The 14,878-nt window shown below is 71.5% G+C and carries 14 protein-coding genes; 6 read left to right on the plus strand and 8 right to left on the minus strand.

What is annotated here, in order from left to right; all coding sequences use genetic code 11:
* Positions 1-177: 177 nt before the first annotated feature.
* The 3 genes from QSK21_RS29790 to QSK21_RS29800 form a co-directional block, all read right to left on the minus strand.
* Positions 178-1,278: a HAMP domain-containing sensor histidine kinase gene (locus tag QSK21_RS29790; RefSeq protein ID WP_285700758.1), complete on the minus strand. Its 1,101-nt coding sequence runs from the start codon at positions 1,276-1,278 to the stop codon at positions 178-180.
* Positions 1,275-1,967 carry a response regulator transcription factor gene (locus QSK21_RS29795; protein ID WP_285700759.1) on the minus strand — a complete coding sequence of 231 codons (693 nt, stop codon included), beginning with the start codon at positions 1,965-1,967 and terminating at the stop codon, positions 1,275-1,277. The genes QSK21_RS29790 and QSK21_RS29795 overlap by 4 nt, the downstream gene beginning before the upstream one ends.
* Before the next feature lie 72 nt (positions 1,968-2,039).
* A complete protein-coding gene (locus QSK21_RS29800; RefSeq protein WP_285700760.1) occupies positions 2,040-3,521 on the minus strand; it encodes a glutamate-cysteine ligase family protein in 1,482 nt (493 codons plus the stop codon).
* Positions 3,522-3,741: 220 nt separating this feature from the next.
* On the opposite strand from QSK21_RS29800, the gene QSK21_RS29805 reads away from it, so the two are divergent.
* Positions 3,742-5,106: a sensor histidine kinase gene (locus tag QSK21_RS29805; protein WP_285700761.1), complete on the plus strand. Its 1,365-nt coding sequence runs from the start codon at positions 3,742-3,744 to the stop codon at positions 5,104-5,106.
* A 462-nt stretch (positions 5,107-5,568) separates the two neighbouring features.
* Entirely contained in the window at positions 5,569-6,333 is a 765-nt protein-coding gene (locus QSK21_RS29810) for an SDR family oxidoreductase (protein ID WP_285700763.1), read from the plus strand.
* A gap of 28 nt (positions 6,334-6,361) precedes the next feature.
* Here QSK21_RS29810 and QSK21_RS29815 read toward each other — a convergent pair whose 3' ends face one another.
* Both QSK21_RS29815 and QSK21_RS29820 read right to left on the minus strand, forming a co-directional pair.
* The gene (locus tag QSK21_RS29815; RefSeq protein WP_285700765.1) at positions 6,362-6,982 is read right to left on the minus strand and encodes a rhomboid family intramembrane serine protease; all 621 of its coding nucleotides are present in this window, start codon (positions 6,980-6,982) and stop codon (positions 6,362-6,364) included.
* Between the two features lie 104 nt (positions 6,983-7,086).
* Positions 7,087-7,419 carry a WhiB family transcriptional regulator gene (locus QSK21_RS29820; protein WP_285700766.1) on the minus strand — a complete coding sequence of 111 codons (333 nt, stop codon included), beginning with the start codon at positions 7,417-7,419 and terminating at the stop codon, positions 7,087-7,089.
* A 159-nt stretch (positions 7,420-7,578) separates the two neighbouring features.
* Here QSK21_RS29820 and QSK21_RS29825 point away from each other — a divergent pair, with 159 nt between their 5' ends.
* Together QSK21_RS29825 and QSK21_RS29830 are read left to right on the plus strand one after the other, a co-directional pair.
* Positions 7,579-8,031: a GNAT family N-acetyltransferase gene (locus QSK21_RS29825; protein WP_285700799.1), complete on the plus strand. Its 453-nt coding sequence runs from the start codon at positions 7,579-7,581 to the stop codon at positions 8,029-8,031.
* Positions 8,032-8,180: 149 nt separating this feature from the next.
* The gene (locus QSK21_RS29830) at positions 8,181-9,701 is read left to right on the plus strand and encodes a CYTH and CHAD domain-containing protein (RefSeq protein ID WP_285700768.1); all 1,521 of its coding nucleotides are present in this window, start codon (positions 8,181-8,183) and stop codon (positions 9,699-9,701) included.
* Between the two features lie 9 nt (positions 9,702-9,710).
* Here QSK21_RS29830 and QSK21_RS29835 read toward each other — a convergent pair whose 3' ends face one another.
* Positions 9,711-10,667, minus strand: coding sequence for an NUDIX hydrolase (locus tag QSK21_RS29835; protein ID WP_285700770.1), 957 nt, complete (start codon positions 10,665-10,667; stop codon positions 9,711-9,713).
* On the minus strand, positions 10,660-12,744 hold the full coding sequence (locus tag QSK21_RS29840; protein WP_285700772.1) for an RNA degradosome polyphosphate kinase: 2,085 nt from the start codon (positions 12,742-12,744) through the stop codon (positions 10,660-10,662). Before QSK21_RS29840 ends, QSK21_RS29835 begins: the two co-directional genes overlap by 8 nt.
* A gap of 339 nt (positions 12,745-13,083) precedes the next feature.
* On the opposite strand from QSK21_RS29840, the gene QSK21_RS29845 reads away from it, so the two are divergent.
* Complete coding sequence (locus QSK21_RS29845; protein ID WP_285700773.1) at positions 13,084-13,482, plus strand: gamma-glutamylcyclotransferase family protein; 399 nt, start codon at positions 13,084-13,086, stop codon at positions 13,480-13,482.
* Positions 13,376-14,056 carry an ArsR/SmtB family transcription factor gene (locus QSK21_RS29850; protein WP_285700774.1) on the plus strand — a complete coding sequence of 227 codons (681 nt, stop codon included), beginning with the start codon at positions 13,376-13,378 and terminating at the stop codon, positions 14,054-14,056. Before QSK21_RS29845 ends, QSK21_RS29850 begins: the two co-directional genes overlap by 107 nt.
* Before the next feature lie 295 nt (positions 14,057-14,351).
* On the opposite strand, the gene QSK21_RS29855 is transcribed toward QSK21_RS29850, so the two are convergent.
* A complete protein-coding gene (locus QSK21_RS29855; RefSeq protein ID WP_285700775.1) occupies positions 14,352-14,639 on the minus strand; it encodes an STAS domain-containing protein in 288 nt (95 codons plus the stop codon).
* Between the last annotated feature and the right edge of the window lie 239 nt (positions 14,640-14,878).

Raw genomic sequence — 14,878 nt, forward strand, 5'->3', positions numbered from 1 at the left:
CACATCACTCTGGCACTACCCGTACGACGCGCCAATGATCGACGATGTGACATACCCGCATCGAGGCAGACCGAATCCGGTCGAAGACGCGACCCTGCTTTGCGATCCCCCGCCCCAGGCAAGATCTTCTTCAGGCACTTCGGCCGCGTCGGCGACACCCGTCACGCGGCCCGGGCGTCATCGCGGCTCGGGGACCGGGTTGGGAAGGGTGACCCGGATGCGACAGCCGTGGTCGGTGTCGGCCACGTGAATGTCGCCGCCGTGGAGGTCGACGGCCCAGCGGGCGATGGCCAGGCCGAGGCCCGTCCCGCCGGTCGGGGTGCCGACCTGGGTCGTGCCGGCGGCGGCGCCGCGCGAGAAGCGCTCGAAGACGGTGGTGCGTTCGCTCGCGGGAATGCCCGGCCCTTCGTCCGCCACCTCCAGGACCAGATCCCCTGGGGCGGAGTCGGACGTGCGCGCGGACACGGTGACCGGGACGCCGGGCGGGCTGTGCCGGGCGGCGTTGTCCAGCAGGTTGGCCAGCACCTGGTGGAGGCGGTCGCGGTCGGCGACCGCGACCAGGCCGGGTGTCACGTCGGTTACGAACCGGGCGCCGGGACGTCCCGCCGCGGCCTCGGCGGTGACGTCACCGATGAACGCCGCCACGTCGATCTCGGTCAGGTCGAGGGGGGCCGCGCCCGCGTCCACCCGCGACAGGTCCAGCAACTGGGTGACGAGCCGCCCGAGACGTTCGGTCTGGTCCAGCGCCGAGTTCAGGACCTCGGGCGTGGGCGGGGTGACGCCGTCCGCGACGTTCTCCAGCACGGCGCGCAGCGCGCTGATGGGGGTGCGCAGCTCGTGGGAGACGTTGGCGACGAACTCGCGGCGCTGCCGTTCCACCTCCGCGAGGTCCGAGGCCATCCGGTTGAACGCGTGCGCGAGCTCGCCGACCTCGTCCCGTGAGGTCGCCCGTACGCGCCGCGAGTAGTCGCCACGCGCCATCGCCCGCGCGGCGGCGGTCATCTCGCGCAGCGGCGCGGTCATGCCGCGCGCGAGCAGTTGCGTCACGATCGCCGAGACCAGCACGCCGACGGGAAGGGTCTGCCGTGCGCGCAGGTCGAAGCTGTACCCCCACAGCACCATGAGGATGGCGGTGCAGGCCGTCACCGCCGTCACGATGACGAACTTGACCTTGATGGACCGGAGCGGGTCGAGCGGCCGTGGCAGCACCGTCCACAGCCTGTGGACGGGACCGCCGGCGAAAGCGGGCCGCGTCAGACCGTCGCCGCGCTCGCTCATGACGCGTCCCCCGTTTCCAGGCAGTACCCGACGCCGTGGACGGTGCGGATGAGTTCGGCGCCCAGCTTGCGGCGCAGCGCCTTGACATGGCTGTCGACCGCCCGCGTCCCCGACGCCCCGGCCCAGTCCCAGACCTGTTCGAGCAGGACGGCACGGGTCAGCACCGCGCCCTCGTTGCGCGCCAGGCAGTCCAGCAGGTCGAACTCCGTCGGGGTGAGGTGGATCTCCTTTCCGTCCCGCCGTACCTTCCGGGACTTCGGGTCGATCTCCAGCGGTCCCGTCCGCAGGGGTTCCCCGGGCGGCGGCGCGGACGAGCGCTCGACGCGGCGCAGGATCGCGCGGATCCGGGCGGTCAGCTCGCGCATGCTGAACGGCTTGGTGAGGTAGTCGTCGGCGCCGACCCCCAGGCCGACCAGCAGGTCGGTCTCGTCGTCCCGCGCGGTCAGCATCAGCACCGGCACGGGACGCTCCGCCTGGACGCGGCGGCAGACCTCCAGCCCGTCGAAGCCGGGCAGCATGACGTCCAGCACGATCAGGTCGGGACGGTACGTCCGCGCGCGGTCCACGGCGGACGGGCCGTCGGCGGCGATCTCGACGGCGAAGCCCTCGGCCGACAGCCGGTCCGCCACCGCCCGCGCGATCGTCGGTTCGTCCTCGACGACCAGGATGCGCTGCTCGTTCGCGTTCACACGCCGACTGTACGCACGACCCGTGCCCGGTCTTGTCGGGAAATGTGCGGGTTGTGTGAAGAATCCCGGCGGTCAGGGCCCGATCGGCCAGGTGTGGACGGGCTCGTTGGAGTGCATCAGCCGGGCGTAGCTCTGCGTCATCAGCCGCAGCGCCTCGGGCCTGGCGGTGCCGAACGACTCCTCGATCGCCCGCACCGTCTGGATCTGCCAGGACGCGCCGGTCTGCCCGCCGGCGCAGCGTCCCTCGATGATGCCGAGCAGGCGGTCGCGGCGGGCGGGGTCGACCCGCCAGCGGTCCAGTCCCTCGTACGCCATCGGCAGCAGCGTCCGCTGCACCAGTTCGGCCGCGGGCACCTCGCCGATGCCCGGCCAGTACAGGATGGCGTTCATCCCGTCCCTGGCGGCGCGGCGCAGGTTCTCCCCGGCGGTGGCGAACGACATGCGCGTCCACACCGGGCGGTCCTCCTCGGCCAGCACCCGGACGAGGCCGTAGTAAAAGGCGCCGTTGGCGACGATGTCGGCGACGGTCGGGCCCGCGGGCAGCACGCGGTTCTCCACGCGCAGGTGCGGCCGCCCGTTGACGACCGCGTAGATGGGGCGGTTCCAGCGGTAGACGGTGCCGTTGTGGAGGCTCAGCTCGCCGAGTTCGGGGATGCCGCCCTCGTCGAGGACGGCCACCGGGTCCTCGTCGTCGCACAGTGGCAGCAGCGCGGGGAAGTAGCGGATGTTCTCCTCGAACAGGTCGAACACCGAGGTGATCCAGCGTTCCCCGAACCACACCCGTGGCCGTACGCCCTGCGTCTTCAGTTCCTCGGGACGCGTGTCGGTGGACTGCTCGAACAGCGTGATGCGCGTCTCGTGCCAGAGCCGGTGCCCGAACAGGAACGGGGAGTTGGCGGCCATCGCGACCTGCGGTCCCGCGATCGCCTGCGCGGCGTTCCAGTAGTCGCCGAAGTTCGACGGGGCGACCTGGAGGTGGAACTGGACGCTGGTGCACGCGGCCTCGGGGAGGATCGTGTCGGTGTGCATCCGCAGCGGCTCGGGTCCGTCCACCGCGATCCGCATCTCCTCGCCCCGTGCCGCGAAGATCTGGTCGTTCAGCATCTTGTAGCGGGCGTTGGCGGAGATCGCCTCCTCGCCGATGTCGGAGCGGCGCAACGTGGGCAGGATGCCGACCATCAGCAGGTGGGCGCCGACCTCCCGGGCCCGCGCGTCGGCGCGGTTGAGGTGGTCGCGCACCTCCGCCTCCAGCTCGCCGGTGCCGGATCCGCCCAGCTCCCGCGGCGGGATGTTGATCTCCAGGTTGAACTGGCCCAGCTCGGTCGCCCAGGCCGGGTCGGCGATCGCCTTGAGCACGTCGGCGTTGCGCATCAGGGGGTCGCCCATGGCGTCGATGAGGTTGAGCTCGATCTCCAGACCGATGTGCGGGCGCTCGAACTCGAATTGGGACTCGCCGAGCATCCGGGCCAGCACGTCCAGGCAGCGGCGGACCTTGCCGCGGTAGCGGCGCCGGTCCTCCCTGCTGATGGCGATGGGGGTCACGTCTCTACCCATTTATCCAATCCCGTCCGGTAGGGGTGCTATGACAAGCGATGTCCCATTGGCCGGGCGCGAAAACCCCCGGCACCGCGCCGGATCCGGTGATAAACGAGTGACCGCGGCACTTCCGCAGGTAGTGGGGTATTCCGCCATCACACGGCGGTACGTTGGTTCGAGCGCCCGCGGCCTGTCAGCCCTCCGCCCCGACCCCGATCACGTTCCACGAGAGGCACCGATGCGGCTCCGCCCCCGGTCGATCCGTTCGCGTGACACGCTCATCGCCGCCGTCCTGGCCGCGCTGGCGTTCACCGCGGTCGCGGCCGGGATCGACCTGGCGGTGCGGAACGCGATGCGGAACGACGTGCTGGAGGAGACCCAGCGGTCCGCGCGCCGGGTCAGCGCCGCCGTCCGGGAGGGCACCCTCGCCGGCCCGGTCATCCCGGACGACTCCGAGGATGCCGGTGGCTCGGACGGACGGGTCCAGGTCCAGGTCGTCAGGCGCGGCCGGGTCGTCGCCGCCACCCCCGGCGCCTTGGGGCGCCCGCCGTTCAGCAGGCTGTGGCCGTCCCGCGACGAGCGGATCGTGGACGCGATCCAGTGCACCGGGCACGGACCCGGCGGCGACTGCACGATGCTCGTGGTGATCCGCACGACCACCGCCCCCGACTCCGCCGTCGTCTACGCGGCGAGGCCGATGCCGTCGCTGCTGGTGACCGGCCTGCTGGAGGTCCTGCTCGGCGTCGCGGTGCTGTCGCTGTCCGGGCTGATCGCCTGGGTCACCTGGCGGGTCGTCGGGCGGACGCTGCGTCCCGTCGAGGAGATCCGCGCGCAGCTCGCCGAGATCAGCGCCACCGACCTCAGCCGCCGCGTCCCCGAACCCGGCGGCGAGGACGAGATCGCCCAGCTCGCCCGTACCGCCAACGAGACCCTGGACCGTCTCGAACGCGCCGTCGCCCGGCAGCGGCAGTTCGCCTCGGACGCCTCCCACGAGCTCCGCACGCCGATCGCCGGTCTGCGCGCCAACCTCGAGGACGCGTCGATGCACCCCGACGACACCGACCTCGAGATGGCCATCACCTCGGCCCTCCGCGACACCGACCGCCTGGAGTCCATCGTCACCGACCTGCTGCTGCTGGCCCGCATCGGCACCGGCGGCAGCGCCGCCCACGAGACCATCGACCTCGCCGAGCTCGCCGCGTCCGAGATCCGGCGCCGCCCGTCCTGCCTGCGGGTCCGCACGCGGCTCACCGAGGGGCTGACCGTACGGGGCGTCCGCATGCAGCTCGTCCGCCTCCTGGACAACCTTCTCGACAACGCCGAGCGGTACGCGGACGGCGCGGTCGAGATCGAGGTGTGCCGGGCCGGGCCCAACGCGCGCCTCACCGTCACCGACGACGGCCCCGGCATCCCGCCCGCCGACCGCGAACGCGTCTTCGAGCGCTTCACCCGGCTGGACTCCGCCCGCAGCCGCTCGGCCGGCGGCACCGGCCTGGGCCTGGCCATCGCCAGGGAGATAGCCCAGGCCCACTCCGGCTCCCTCGTCATCGAGGACCATCCCAAGGGCGCCCGCTTCGCCCTCCACCTCCCCCTGTCCCCCTGAGACCTCACGAAGGACGCCAGACGACGCGACCGGTGGGGGCACCGGCCGCGCCGTTGCTGCGTGTCCTCCACTACAAGCACACCGCCGCCCGCAACGCCTCCGGCGTGGGATGCATTAGCGTGGCGTAATACCTGCACCTGAATCGTGCAGGCTCGCCACCTACTCACCTGGCCTCCCGTCCGACCGAACGGAGCTCGCCTTCACCACGTCCGTCTGGAGCACGTTCACCAGCCGTACCAAGGTCGGCGAGCACGATCTCACCTGAGTTTTTGCATATTCGGCCCACGGCTCTGAACTGAGGCCCGGGCGGGACGTGAGGGCGGTGGCGGTGGCGGCGCTGGGCGGGGCTGTATCGTCGCCTGGCTGGACGGGGCTCGAAGGTTCCGGCCTTGTCTCCCCGGGGCGGTGAACTCGCGGCCGGTCGGGGGCGTCGATCTCGTTGAGCCAGGAGAATGGGGGGTCATGGGCACCTATCTGATCACGGGGGCGACCGGGGGGATCGGCGCGGCGGTCGCCGGGCTGCTGGCCGAGCGCGGGCACGAGCTGATCCTGACGGGACGGTCGCGCGAGCGGCTGGAGGCGCTGCGGAACAGCATGGCGTCCGGGCGGCACGGGCGGACGCAGATCCTGGTCCGGGAACGCAACGGGGAGCCGGGCGGCGTCCGCACCACCACGCCGGGGACGGTGGCCCGGGTGATCCCCCTCGACCTGTCCGAGCCCCGGCGCCTGGAGGCGGCGCTCGCCGAGGCCGGGCTTCCGGACCGGCTGGACGGGGTGGTGCACAGCGCGGGCGTGGTGGACCTCGGCGCGGTGGCCGATCAGGACGCCGACCACTGGATCGACCAGCTCATGGTGAACCTGGTGTCGGCCGCCGAGCTGACCCGGATCCTGCTGCCGGCACTGCGCGCGGCCAGGGGACATGTGGTGTTCGTCAACTCGACGTCGGGGTTGCGCGCCGGCCCCCAGTGGTCGGCGTACGCGGCGAGCAAGTTCGGGCTGCGGGCGCTGGCCGACTCGCTGCGCGCCGAGGAGCCGTCGCTGCGGGTCACCTCATTGTTTCCGGGACGTACCGCCACGGAGATGCAGCGGAAGGTCCACGCCCAGGAGGGGCGGCACTATGACCCGGCGCGCTTCGTGGACCCCGCCACGGTGGCGCGGGCGCTGGTGGCGGCCCTGGAGACCCCGGCGGACGCCGTCGTGTCCGACATCACCGTCCGGCCGCACTGAGCCGTACCGCCACAGGCCGCCGGAAGCCTCAGGCCGCGATCCGGCGATCCCTGCCGGTGTCGCGGCGCAGGATCCAGGAGCCGAGGACGCCGCCGATGAGCCCGAACAGATGGCCCTGCCAGGAGATGCCGGGGTCGCTCGGCAGCACGCCGAAGATCATGGTGCCGTAGAGCAGCACGACGCCGATGGCGATGGCGAGGTCGAGCGGCCGCCGCTCGAACAGCCCGCGGCCCAGCAGGTAGCCGAAGAAGCCGAAGATCAGGATGCTGGAGCCCAGCGTGTTGGCGGAGCTGAGGAACCACACGCCCAGCCCGCCGACCACGATGATGATCAGGCTGGTGACCAGGAACTTCGCGATGCCCCTCGCGGCGGCGAGAAAGCCGAGGATCACGAACGGGATGGTGTTGCCGATCAGGTGGCCGAAGCCGCCGTGCATGAACGGGGCGGTGAAGATGTCGGGCAGGTCGCCCACGTCGTGCGGGGTGATGCCGTAGGTGTCCAGCGCGCCGTTCAGGACGTAGTCGGCGATCTCCAGGACCCACATCGCCGCGGTGACCAGGCCGATGATGATGGCCGCCGACACGGCGCGCACGCCATGCGTCGCGAGCCCTTCGGAGCGGTTCTTCTCAGGGACCGAGGGATAGCTCATGTTCGCCCGCCGTCGAGGTGAATGACCCTGCCGTCATTATCGGCAACGCTTTCGCACCGCGCATAGTGCCCGCGAAACCCGCTCCGACACCCGGGCGGGGACGTTCAGGCGGCGGAGGCGGTCGTGGTGTCCTCGGGGTAGTCGCCGCGGACGACGATGGCGGGCAGCCGCCTGCGGGGCGGGGCGTCGGCGGAGCGGCGCAGGTGGCGGCGCTCCTCGGGGGTGGTGCCGCCCCAGATGCCGTCCGGCTCGCCGACCTTGAGCGCCCAGGCGAGGCAGTCGGCGGTGACGGGGCAGTTGGCGCAGATCGCCTTGGCCCTGCGCTCCTGCTCCCGCAGGATCGGGGCGGAGTAGCCGATCGGGAAGAACAGGTCGGGGTCCTCGCCACGGCAGATGGCGTGGTCGCTCCAGTGCTCTTCGTTCTCGACGTGCTGCATGTCTGCTCCCTGCGGCGTCGCCACTGACGCCGGCGCACTTCCGGGGTGGGGTGCCTGTCGAACACAGCGTAGTACTACAAGCTGTAGTACTACAAGTTGTTAGAGCAAGGACTCACGGTAGCGGCCCGGTACCCTTGGTATGTGCCGCGTGATCAAGAAGTGACCTTCCGGGAGGCGGTGCGGGCGGATCTCCCCGAGATCGTCCGGCTGCTGGCCGACGACCCGCTGGGGGCGACCCGGGAGACGCCCGGCGAGGTCATCCCGGACGCCTACTACGCCGCGTTCGACGCCATCGACAAGGACCCCAACAACGCCGTGATCGTCGCCGAGATCGACGGCGCCATCGCCGGCACGATGCAGCTCACCTACATTCCGGGCCTCACCTACACCGGCGGTGAGCGCGCCCAGATCGAGGGCGTCCGCGTGGCCAGCGAGCACCGCGGACGCGGCGTCGGGCAGCTCCTCATCGGCTGGGCCATCGAACGGGCCCGCGAGCGCGGCTGCCGCGTGGTGCAGCTCACCACCGACCGCCAGCGCCCCGACTCCATCCGCTTCTACCAGAAGATCGGCTTCCGCCCCTCGCACATGGGGATGAAGTACCACCTCAGGTGACCCGCGTCCCGCACGCGACCCCCTGGTGAACGCCGAGGTCGGCCCGTCGCCTTGACGGTCGGAAGATGTCTGTAACCGTTCACCCTGGCGTGTAATGCTGGCCATGGAGATCTGCTAACCAGCGCCGACGCGTGGTCGAGGAGCCGGACGTGGCCGTGAAGCATGTCGAGATCGAGCGTAAGTACGACGCCTCCGCCGATTTCACCGTCCCCGAGCTGACCGGGCTGCCGGGCGTGGCCGCCGTGGGAGACCCGGAGACGCATCGGCTTCACGCCACCTACTTCGACACCGAGGATCTGCGGCTGGCCGCGTACGGGATCACGTTGCGCCGCCGGCGCGGCGGCCCGGACGCGGGCTGGCACCTGAAGATGCCCGCGGGCCCCGACAGCAAGGACGAGCTGCGCGCCCCGCTCGGCAGGGCACAGGCCGTCCCGGCCCGGCTCGCCACGCTGGTCGCCGCGTACACGCGCGGCCGCCCCCTGCGCCCGGTGGCGACCCTCGAGACCGATCGGACGGTGCTGCGGCTGCTGGACGCGTCCGGCGGCGTGCTGGCCGAGGTCGCCGACGACGCCGTGACGGGACGGGTGCTGCTCACCGAGGGCCCCGCGAACGGGCATGCCATGGGCGACCGCTGGCGCGAGATCGAGGTCGAGCTGGACGCCGGCGACCGCGCCCTGTTGAAGGCCGCCGGGAAGGCGCTGCGCAAGGCGGGCGCCCACCGCGCCGCGTCGTCCTCCAAGCTGGGACGGCTGCTGGACGGCGAGATCAGGCGTCCGACGGCCAAGGAGACGCTGGGCGGCGCCCTGGCGGAGCTGGACGGCGGCGAGCCGACCGCGGGGCAGGCCGTGATGGCGTATGTCGCGGCGCAGGTCCAGGCGCTGCTGGCCTTCGACCCCAAGGCGCGGCTCGCCGAGTACGACGCCGTCCACAGAATGCGGGTCGCCACCCGCAGGCTCCGCAGCGTCCTGCAGAGCTACCGGCCCGTCCTCGACCGCGAGCGCACCGACCCGCTGCGGGACGAGCTGAAGTGGCTGGCCACCGAGCTGGGCGAGGTGCGCGACCTGGAGGTGCTGCGGATGCGCTTCACCGACCGGGTCGCCGGGCTGGACGACATCGGCGAACCCGCCTGGCTGGAGGAACTGGCGACGACGGAACGCTCCGCGTACAGGCGGCTCAACGCCACGCTCAAGAGCGAGCGCTACTACGCCCTGCTGGACGCGCTGGAAGGGCTGGTCGCCGACCCGCCGCTGGGCGCCAAGGCCGGGCGGAGCGCGGCCCGCGAGCTGCCGCGCCTGGTCGAACGCGCCTGGGGGCGCCTCGCCGAGACCTACGCCTCGATCGAGACGTCCGAAGACCCCGAGACCGCCCGGCACGAGACCCGCAAGGACGCCAAGCGCGCGCGGTACGCGGCCGAGGCGGCGGTCGCCGTGCTCGGCGACCCGGCGGCACGTGTCGTCAGGAACGCCAAGAAGCTTCAGGAGGTGCTCGGCGACTACCAGGATGGCGTCATCGCGAGCCGGCATCTGAAGGACGCCGCCGCGCGGTCCACGGACACCGCCGACGCCTTCAGCCTGGGCGTGCTGTACGGGATCGAGCGGTGCGAGGCCGGTGCCGCCCTGTCGCGGCTGGAAGGGACGTGGGCCTCCATCCCCGCCCCGTCCCTCCGCTGACCCGGCCGTTCAGGAGGCGTGGCGTTCCATGGCGGCGATGGTGGGGGCGCCGCCCTCGCCCGCGGTGAGGTGGGCCGCCCAGAACGCGCCCTTGCGCAGCGACGGCTCTTCGGGGACCTTCTCGCCCAGATGCCGGCAGAGCGAGGTGACCAGCTCCGACACGATCTCGCCGTGCGTGCACACGATCGCGGGGACGCCCGCGTCGGCCAGTTCGAGCAGCCGGTCGCGGGCCAGGTCCGGGTTCGTCTCGTCCACCGTGAAGGCGGGGTCGGTGAGCATCGTGCCGCCCAGCCGCCGCGCGTACGGCAGGACGGTCTCCACACACCGGGCGGTCGCGGAACTGATCGGGCGGGCCGGTCCGTAGGCGGTCAGCAGCTCCGCGAGCCGGACCGCCTCCGCGCGCCCGCGGGCGTCGAGAGGGCGCAGCGCGTCCGGCCCCTCCCACCGGCTCTTGTCCCCGGCGGACCCGTGCCGCAGGATCAGCAGCGGCCAGGTGTGCCGCGGCCCGGCGCCGAACTCGCGCAGCAGGTCGACGTCGTGGGAATAGGAGAGCAGTTCCGCGGCCTCGGCCAGCGGCAGCCATTCGAGCCGGTCGACCTCCTCGTTCGGCACGGAATGCTCCGTGGAGGGCGCGGCCTGCCGGGCGGCCCAGTAGTCGACGCGCTTGATCCGGTCGTCCTTGGGATAGGTGACGGACGGCAGCCGGCGCCCCAGCCGCGGCACGATCCCGGTCTCCTCCGCGACCTCGCGGACGACGCCCGTCAGCACGTGCTCGCCGCTCTTCAGCTTGCCCTTGGGGAACGACCAGTCGTCGTACTTGGGACGGTGGACGAGCGCCACCTCCGGACCGGCCACCCGGGTGGGGCCGTCGCGCCACAACACGGCGCCCGCCGCCTGGATCGGCTCGCGCTCCTGCTTCGCGTCGGCCGCCTTGGAACGGCCGCCCTGGCGGTGCCGCTCACCCATCGACCGTCCTCCAGCGCCTGCTCCTCACCAGGTACGTCTGGATGTCCTGCAGCGGCTCGTCGGTCATCTCCGACCGCCGCGTCCAGGTCCCGTCCCCGGCCAGCCACCAGGTGGCGGTGCGGTCGTCCATCGCCCGGTCGATCAGGTCGACCAGCTCGGCGCGATGCACCCGGTCGGTCACCGTGACCAGGGCCTCCACCCGGCGGTCCAGGTTGCGGTGCATCAGGTCGGCGCTGCCCAGCCACACCTCGGGGTCGCCGCCGTTCTCGAACGCGAACACCCGGGAGTGCTCCAGGAACCGGCCCAGGACGCTGCGCACGCGGATCGTCTCCGACAGCCCCGGGATCCCGGGGCGCAGCGCGCAGATGCCGCGCACCCAGATGTCCACCGGCACGCCTTCCCGCGAGGCCCGGTAGAGGGCGTCGATCACGTCCTCGTCCACCACCGAGTTGGCCTTGATGCGGATGCGCGCCGGACGCCCCGCATGGTGGTGCTCGATCTCACGCTCGATCCGCCGCACCAGCCCCGACCGCAGCCCCTGCGGCGCGACCAGCAGCCGGTTGTAGGTGCTCTGCCGCGAGTAGCCGGTCAGGTGGTTGAACAGGGCGCTGACGTCCTCGCCCACGTCCGGGTCGGCGGTCAGCAGCCCGAAGTCCTCGTACAGGCGGGCCGTCTTGGGGTGGTAGTTCCCGGTGCCGATGTGGCAGTAGCGGCGCAGCGAGCCGTCCGCCTCCTGCCGGACGACCAGCGCGAGCTTGCAGTGCGTCTTCAGCCCCACGAAGCCGTACACGACATGGCAGCCGGCCTTCTCCAGCTTGCGCGCCCAGGCGATGTTGGCGCGCTCGTCGAACCGCGCCTTCAGCTCCACCACGACCACGACCTGCTTGCCGGCCTGGGCGGCGTCGACCAGGGCGTCCACGATCGGGGAGTCGCCGCTGGTGCGGTACAGCGTCTGCTTGATCGCCAGCACCCGCGGGTCGTCGGCCGCCTCCTCGATCAGCCGCTGGACGGTGGTGGTGAACGAGTCGTAGGGATGATGCACCAGCACGTCGCGCTCGCGGATCGCCCCGAAGATGTCGGCGTCGGCGGGCAGCGCCTCCTTGGACGGGACGAACGCCGGGTAGCGCAGCTCGGTACGGTCCAGGTCCGCGATCGCCGACAGCCCGGCCAGGTCCAGCGGGCCGTCGAGCCGGAAGATCTGGCCCTCCTCGATCTCCAGCTCGGTGGTGAGCAGGTCGAGCACGCCGTCGGAGATGGAGTCCTCCACCTCCAGCCGGACCACCGGGCCGAAGCGGCGGCGCAGCAGCTCGCGCTCCAGGGCCTCCAGCAGCCCCTCGCTGATGTCGTCGTCGATCTCCAGGTCCTGGTTGCGGGTGACCCGGAACGCGTGGTGCTCCACCACCTCCATGCCCACGAAGAGCTGCCCCAGGTGTGCCGCGATCACGTCCTCCAGGGGCGTGAACCGGTTGGGGGACGCCTCGATGAAGCGCGGCAGCACCGGCGGCACCTTCACGCGGGCGAACAGGGTCCCCTCGGTGTCCGGGTCGCGGACGATCACCGCGAGGTTGAGCGACAGCCCGGAGATGTAGGGGAAAGGGTGCGCCGAGTCCACCACCAGCGGCGTCAGCACCGGGTAGATCCGGTCGCGGAACAGCCGCCGCATCCGTTCCCGCTCGGTCTCGGCCAGCTCGTCCCAGCGCAGCAGCTCGATGCCCTCCTTGGCCAGGGCGGGCAGGATGTCGTCCCGGAAGGTGGCGGCATGGCGCAGCATCAGCTCGCGCGCCACGGTGGAGGTGCGCTCCAGCACCTCCCTGGGCTGCCGTCCGCTGGCGGACTGGACGGCCAGGCCGGTGGCCATCCGCCGGGCCAGGCCCGCCACCCGGACCATGAAGAACTCGTCCAGGTTGCTGGCGAAGATGGACAGGAACCGCACCCGTTCGAGCAGCGGAAGGCCGGGGTCCTCCGCGAGTTCCAGGACGCGCTGGTTGAACCGCAACCAGCTCTCCTCGCGGTCCAGGAAACGGTCCTCGGGCAGCTCATCGGCGCCGTGGGGGAGAGGTCCTGGCTCGATGCTCATGACGGTGATAATCCCCGATCAAGATGAACGAGAGTGGAACTTCGATGTTGCGGATGTTTCAGCGGTGGGTTGGATACGCGGTTCATGCCCCCGGTTCCGTGGAGCAACCGATCGCGGCGATCGCTCCTCGCGCACGGCTCGGTCACTCCCCGGTGCCCGTGGGGCGCGTCGCCGCTGTGAACGTGCGATACCTCCACTACAAACAGGGTACGTCGGAGCGAATCGGGTAAGTCAGATTGTCGGGCGACATGGAGTGCTATCCGGTGATTTCGCCCTGCCGGGCACCGCGTACCGTGTTCGCTCACGGGTTCGCTCATGGGTTCGCTCACGGGTCCGCTCATGAGGGGTAGCGACCTGTTCGTCTACGGGACGCTGCGGTTCCCCGAGATCCTGGAAATCCTGCTGGGCCGCGTGCCCGCGCTGTCGCCGGCGTCCGCGCGGGGCTGGCGGGTGCGGGCGCTGCCCGGGGTGGTCTACCCCGGGATGGTCGCCGATCCGGACGGCGTCGCGGACGGGGTGCTGCTGGCCGGGCTGACCGAGGCGGAGTGCCGGCTGCTGGACGCCTATGAGGACCCCGAGTACGAGCCCACGCTCATCACGCTGGACGGTGGCGGGCGGCGGGCGCGCGCCTATGTCTGGACGGGGCCGACCGAGCCGTACGACTGGGATCCCGTCCATTTCGCCGAGCACGAGCTGGCCCGCTTCGCCGAAAACTGCCGTGCCTGGCGTTCTCGGTGACCCGGTCCGGCGCCGGATCCTGGAACCGCTCGCCGACGGCGAGCGGGCGGCGGGCGAGATCAGCGCCGTGGTGCTGGAGGAGTTCGGGATCTCTCAGCCGGGGGTGTCCCAGCACCTGCGGGTGCTGCGCGAGAATGCTTCACCACGGTGCGGGCCGCCGAAACGCGCCGCCTGTCCTCGGTCGATCCGGCGCCGCTGCGCGAGATCGACATTTGGCGGGAGCTCTACCGGCGGTTCCGGACGCGGCGGATGGACGCCCTCGACACCGAGATCGCCAGGGGAAGCGGGAGCGCGGGCAGCGAGGCGATGGCCGGGTCTCGTCCAGGCAAGAAGGCGCGAAGGAACAAGGCACGGGTCCCTGACGCCGGTTGCCCCGAAAACCGCAGGAGAATTTGTCAGACCCGTGGGGAATCATCCGTGGTATGAGCAGAGACACCCATTCGGGGTTGCAGTGCCCGCACTGCCGCACGCATCTCACGCTCGTCGCCGCTCCGGGCCAAGACTCCACTTCCCCACTCCTGCCGCCGCCTCCCGTCCCCGCTCGCGAGGAATGGACCCCGCCGCCCGTCGGTGAGGTGCTGGCCGAATACGCACACCGATCCATTGACACCGCCACGGCACGCCGTGGCGCCGCACGCGTCCGCGACAGTTTCAACAAGGCCCGCCAGGCCGCCGCGCAAAAGCGCAACGAACAGAGGGCCGCCCGGCGCGGCGGGGCGTCCGGAGACCATTCGCCACCGGACGCCGCGCCGCCGGGCAGGGCGACTTCGGGCAGGTCGAGCCCGCGTCGAGCGGCTCCGGGCAAGGCCGCGGGCGATTCGGGAGGCGCGTTCGGAAGCGCGGTGATCCGGAGCGCCTGACACGGGCTTTCAGGAACCGGGATGGTGACGGGGAAGGACGAGCAGACGCTCCAGCCCGCAGCGTTCAATGAGCATTCGCACCTGCGGCGAGACGCCGGACAGCCGCAGCGTGCCCCCGCGTTCCCGCACTTTCTTGGCCGCGTACACCAGGACGGACAGGCCATAGGAGTCGCAGAAGGAGAGATCGCGGAGATCGAGCGCCAGCAGCGGCCGCTCCTGCGCGGCCAGCGTCTCGTCGACCGCCTTCCGCAGCGTTCCGGCGCGCGCGAGGTCGAGTTCCCCGCTGAAAGTCAGCACCCGCCAAGGCGCCAGGGCATCCGCTCTTGTGGACATCGCCCCTTGCGGCATGCCGCATCACATCCCCCCATGTCGGCGCTTTGCGTTCCCGTCGGCCCCGTCCAGTAATCCCTTTTCACTCGGTGACCTGGTGTCATAGGGACAACATCTGACCGCCGCATTACCTCGATCTCACCTTCCCGACACCCGCGTCCCCTCGGCCCCCGCCGCGTACCGCGCTCAGCGGCCGTCGCACCGGT

Origin of the sequence: Actinomadura sp. NBRC 104412 (assembly GCF_030269515.1) — a bacterium.
Taxonomy (GTDB): Bacteria; Actinomycetota; Actinomycetes; order Streptosporangiales; family Streptosporangiaceae; genus Spirillospora.

What these genes read in the sequence shown, in the direction of transcription:
- QSK21_RS29790 (WP_285700758.1), bottom strand. Translation starts at nt 1,278, where the DNA reads ATGAGCGAGCGCGGCGACGGTCTGACGCGGCCCGCTTTCGCCGGCGGT.
- QSK21_RS29800 (WP_285700760.1), bottom strand. Translation starts at nt 3,521, where the DNA reads ATGGGTAGAGACGTGACCCCCATCGCCATCAGCAGGGAGGACCGGCGC.
- QSK21_RS29805 (WP_285700761.1), top strand. Translation starts at nt 3,742, where the DNA reads ATGCGGCTCCGCCCCCGGTCGATCCGTTCGCGTGACACGCTCATCGCC.
- QSK21_RS29810 (WP_285700763.1), top strand. Translation starts at nt 5,569, where the DNA reads ATGGGCACCTATCTGATCACGGGGGCGACCGGGGGGATCGGCGCGGCG.
- QSK21_RS29815 (WP_285700765.1), bottom strand. Translation starts at nt 6,982, where the DNA reads ATGAGCTATCCCTCGGTCCCTGAGAAGAACCGCTCCGAAGGGCTCGCG.
- QSK21_RS29820 (WP_285700766.1), bottom strand. Translation starts at nt 7,419, where the DNA reads ATGCAGCACGTCGAGAACGAAGAGCACTGGAGCGACCACGCCATCTGC.
- QSK21_RS29835 (WP_285700770.1), bottom strand. Translation starts at nt 10,667, where the DNA reads ATGGGTGAGCGGCACCGCCAGGGCGGCCGTTCCAAGGCGGCCGACGCG.
- QSK21_RS29840 (WP_285700772.1), bottom strand. Translation starts at nt 12,744, where the DNA reads ATGAGCATCGAGCCAGGACCTCTCCCCCACGGCGCCGATGAGCTGCCC.
- QSK21_RS29845 (WP_285700773.1), top strand. Translation starts at nt 13,084, where the DNA reads ATGAGGGGTAGCGACCTGTTCGTCTACGGGACGCTGCGGTTCCCCGAG.
- QSK21_RS29850 (WP_285700774.1), top strand. Translation starts at nt 13,376, where the DNA reads ATGTCTGGACGGGGCCGACCGAGCCGTACGACTGGGATCCCGTCCATT.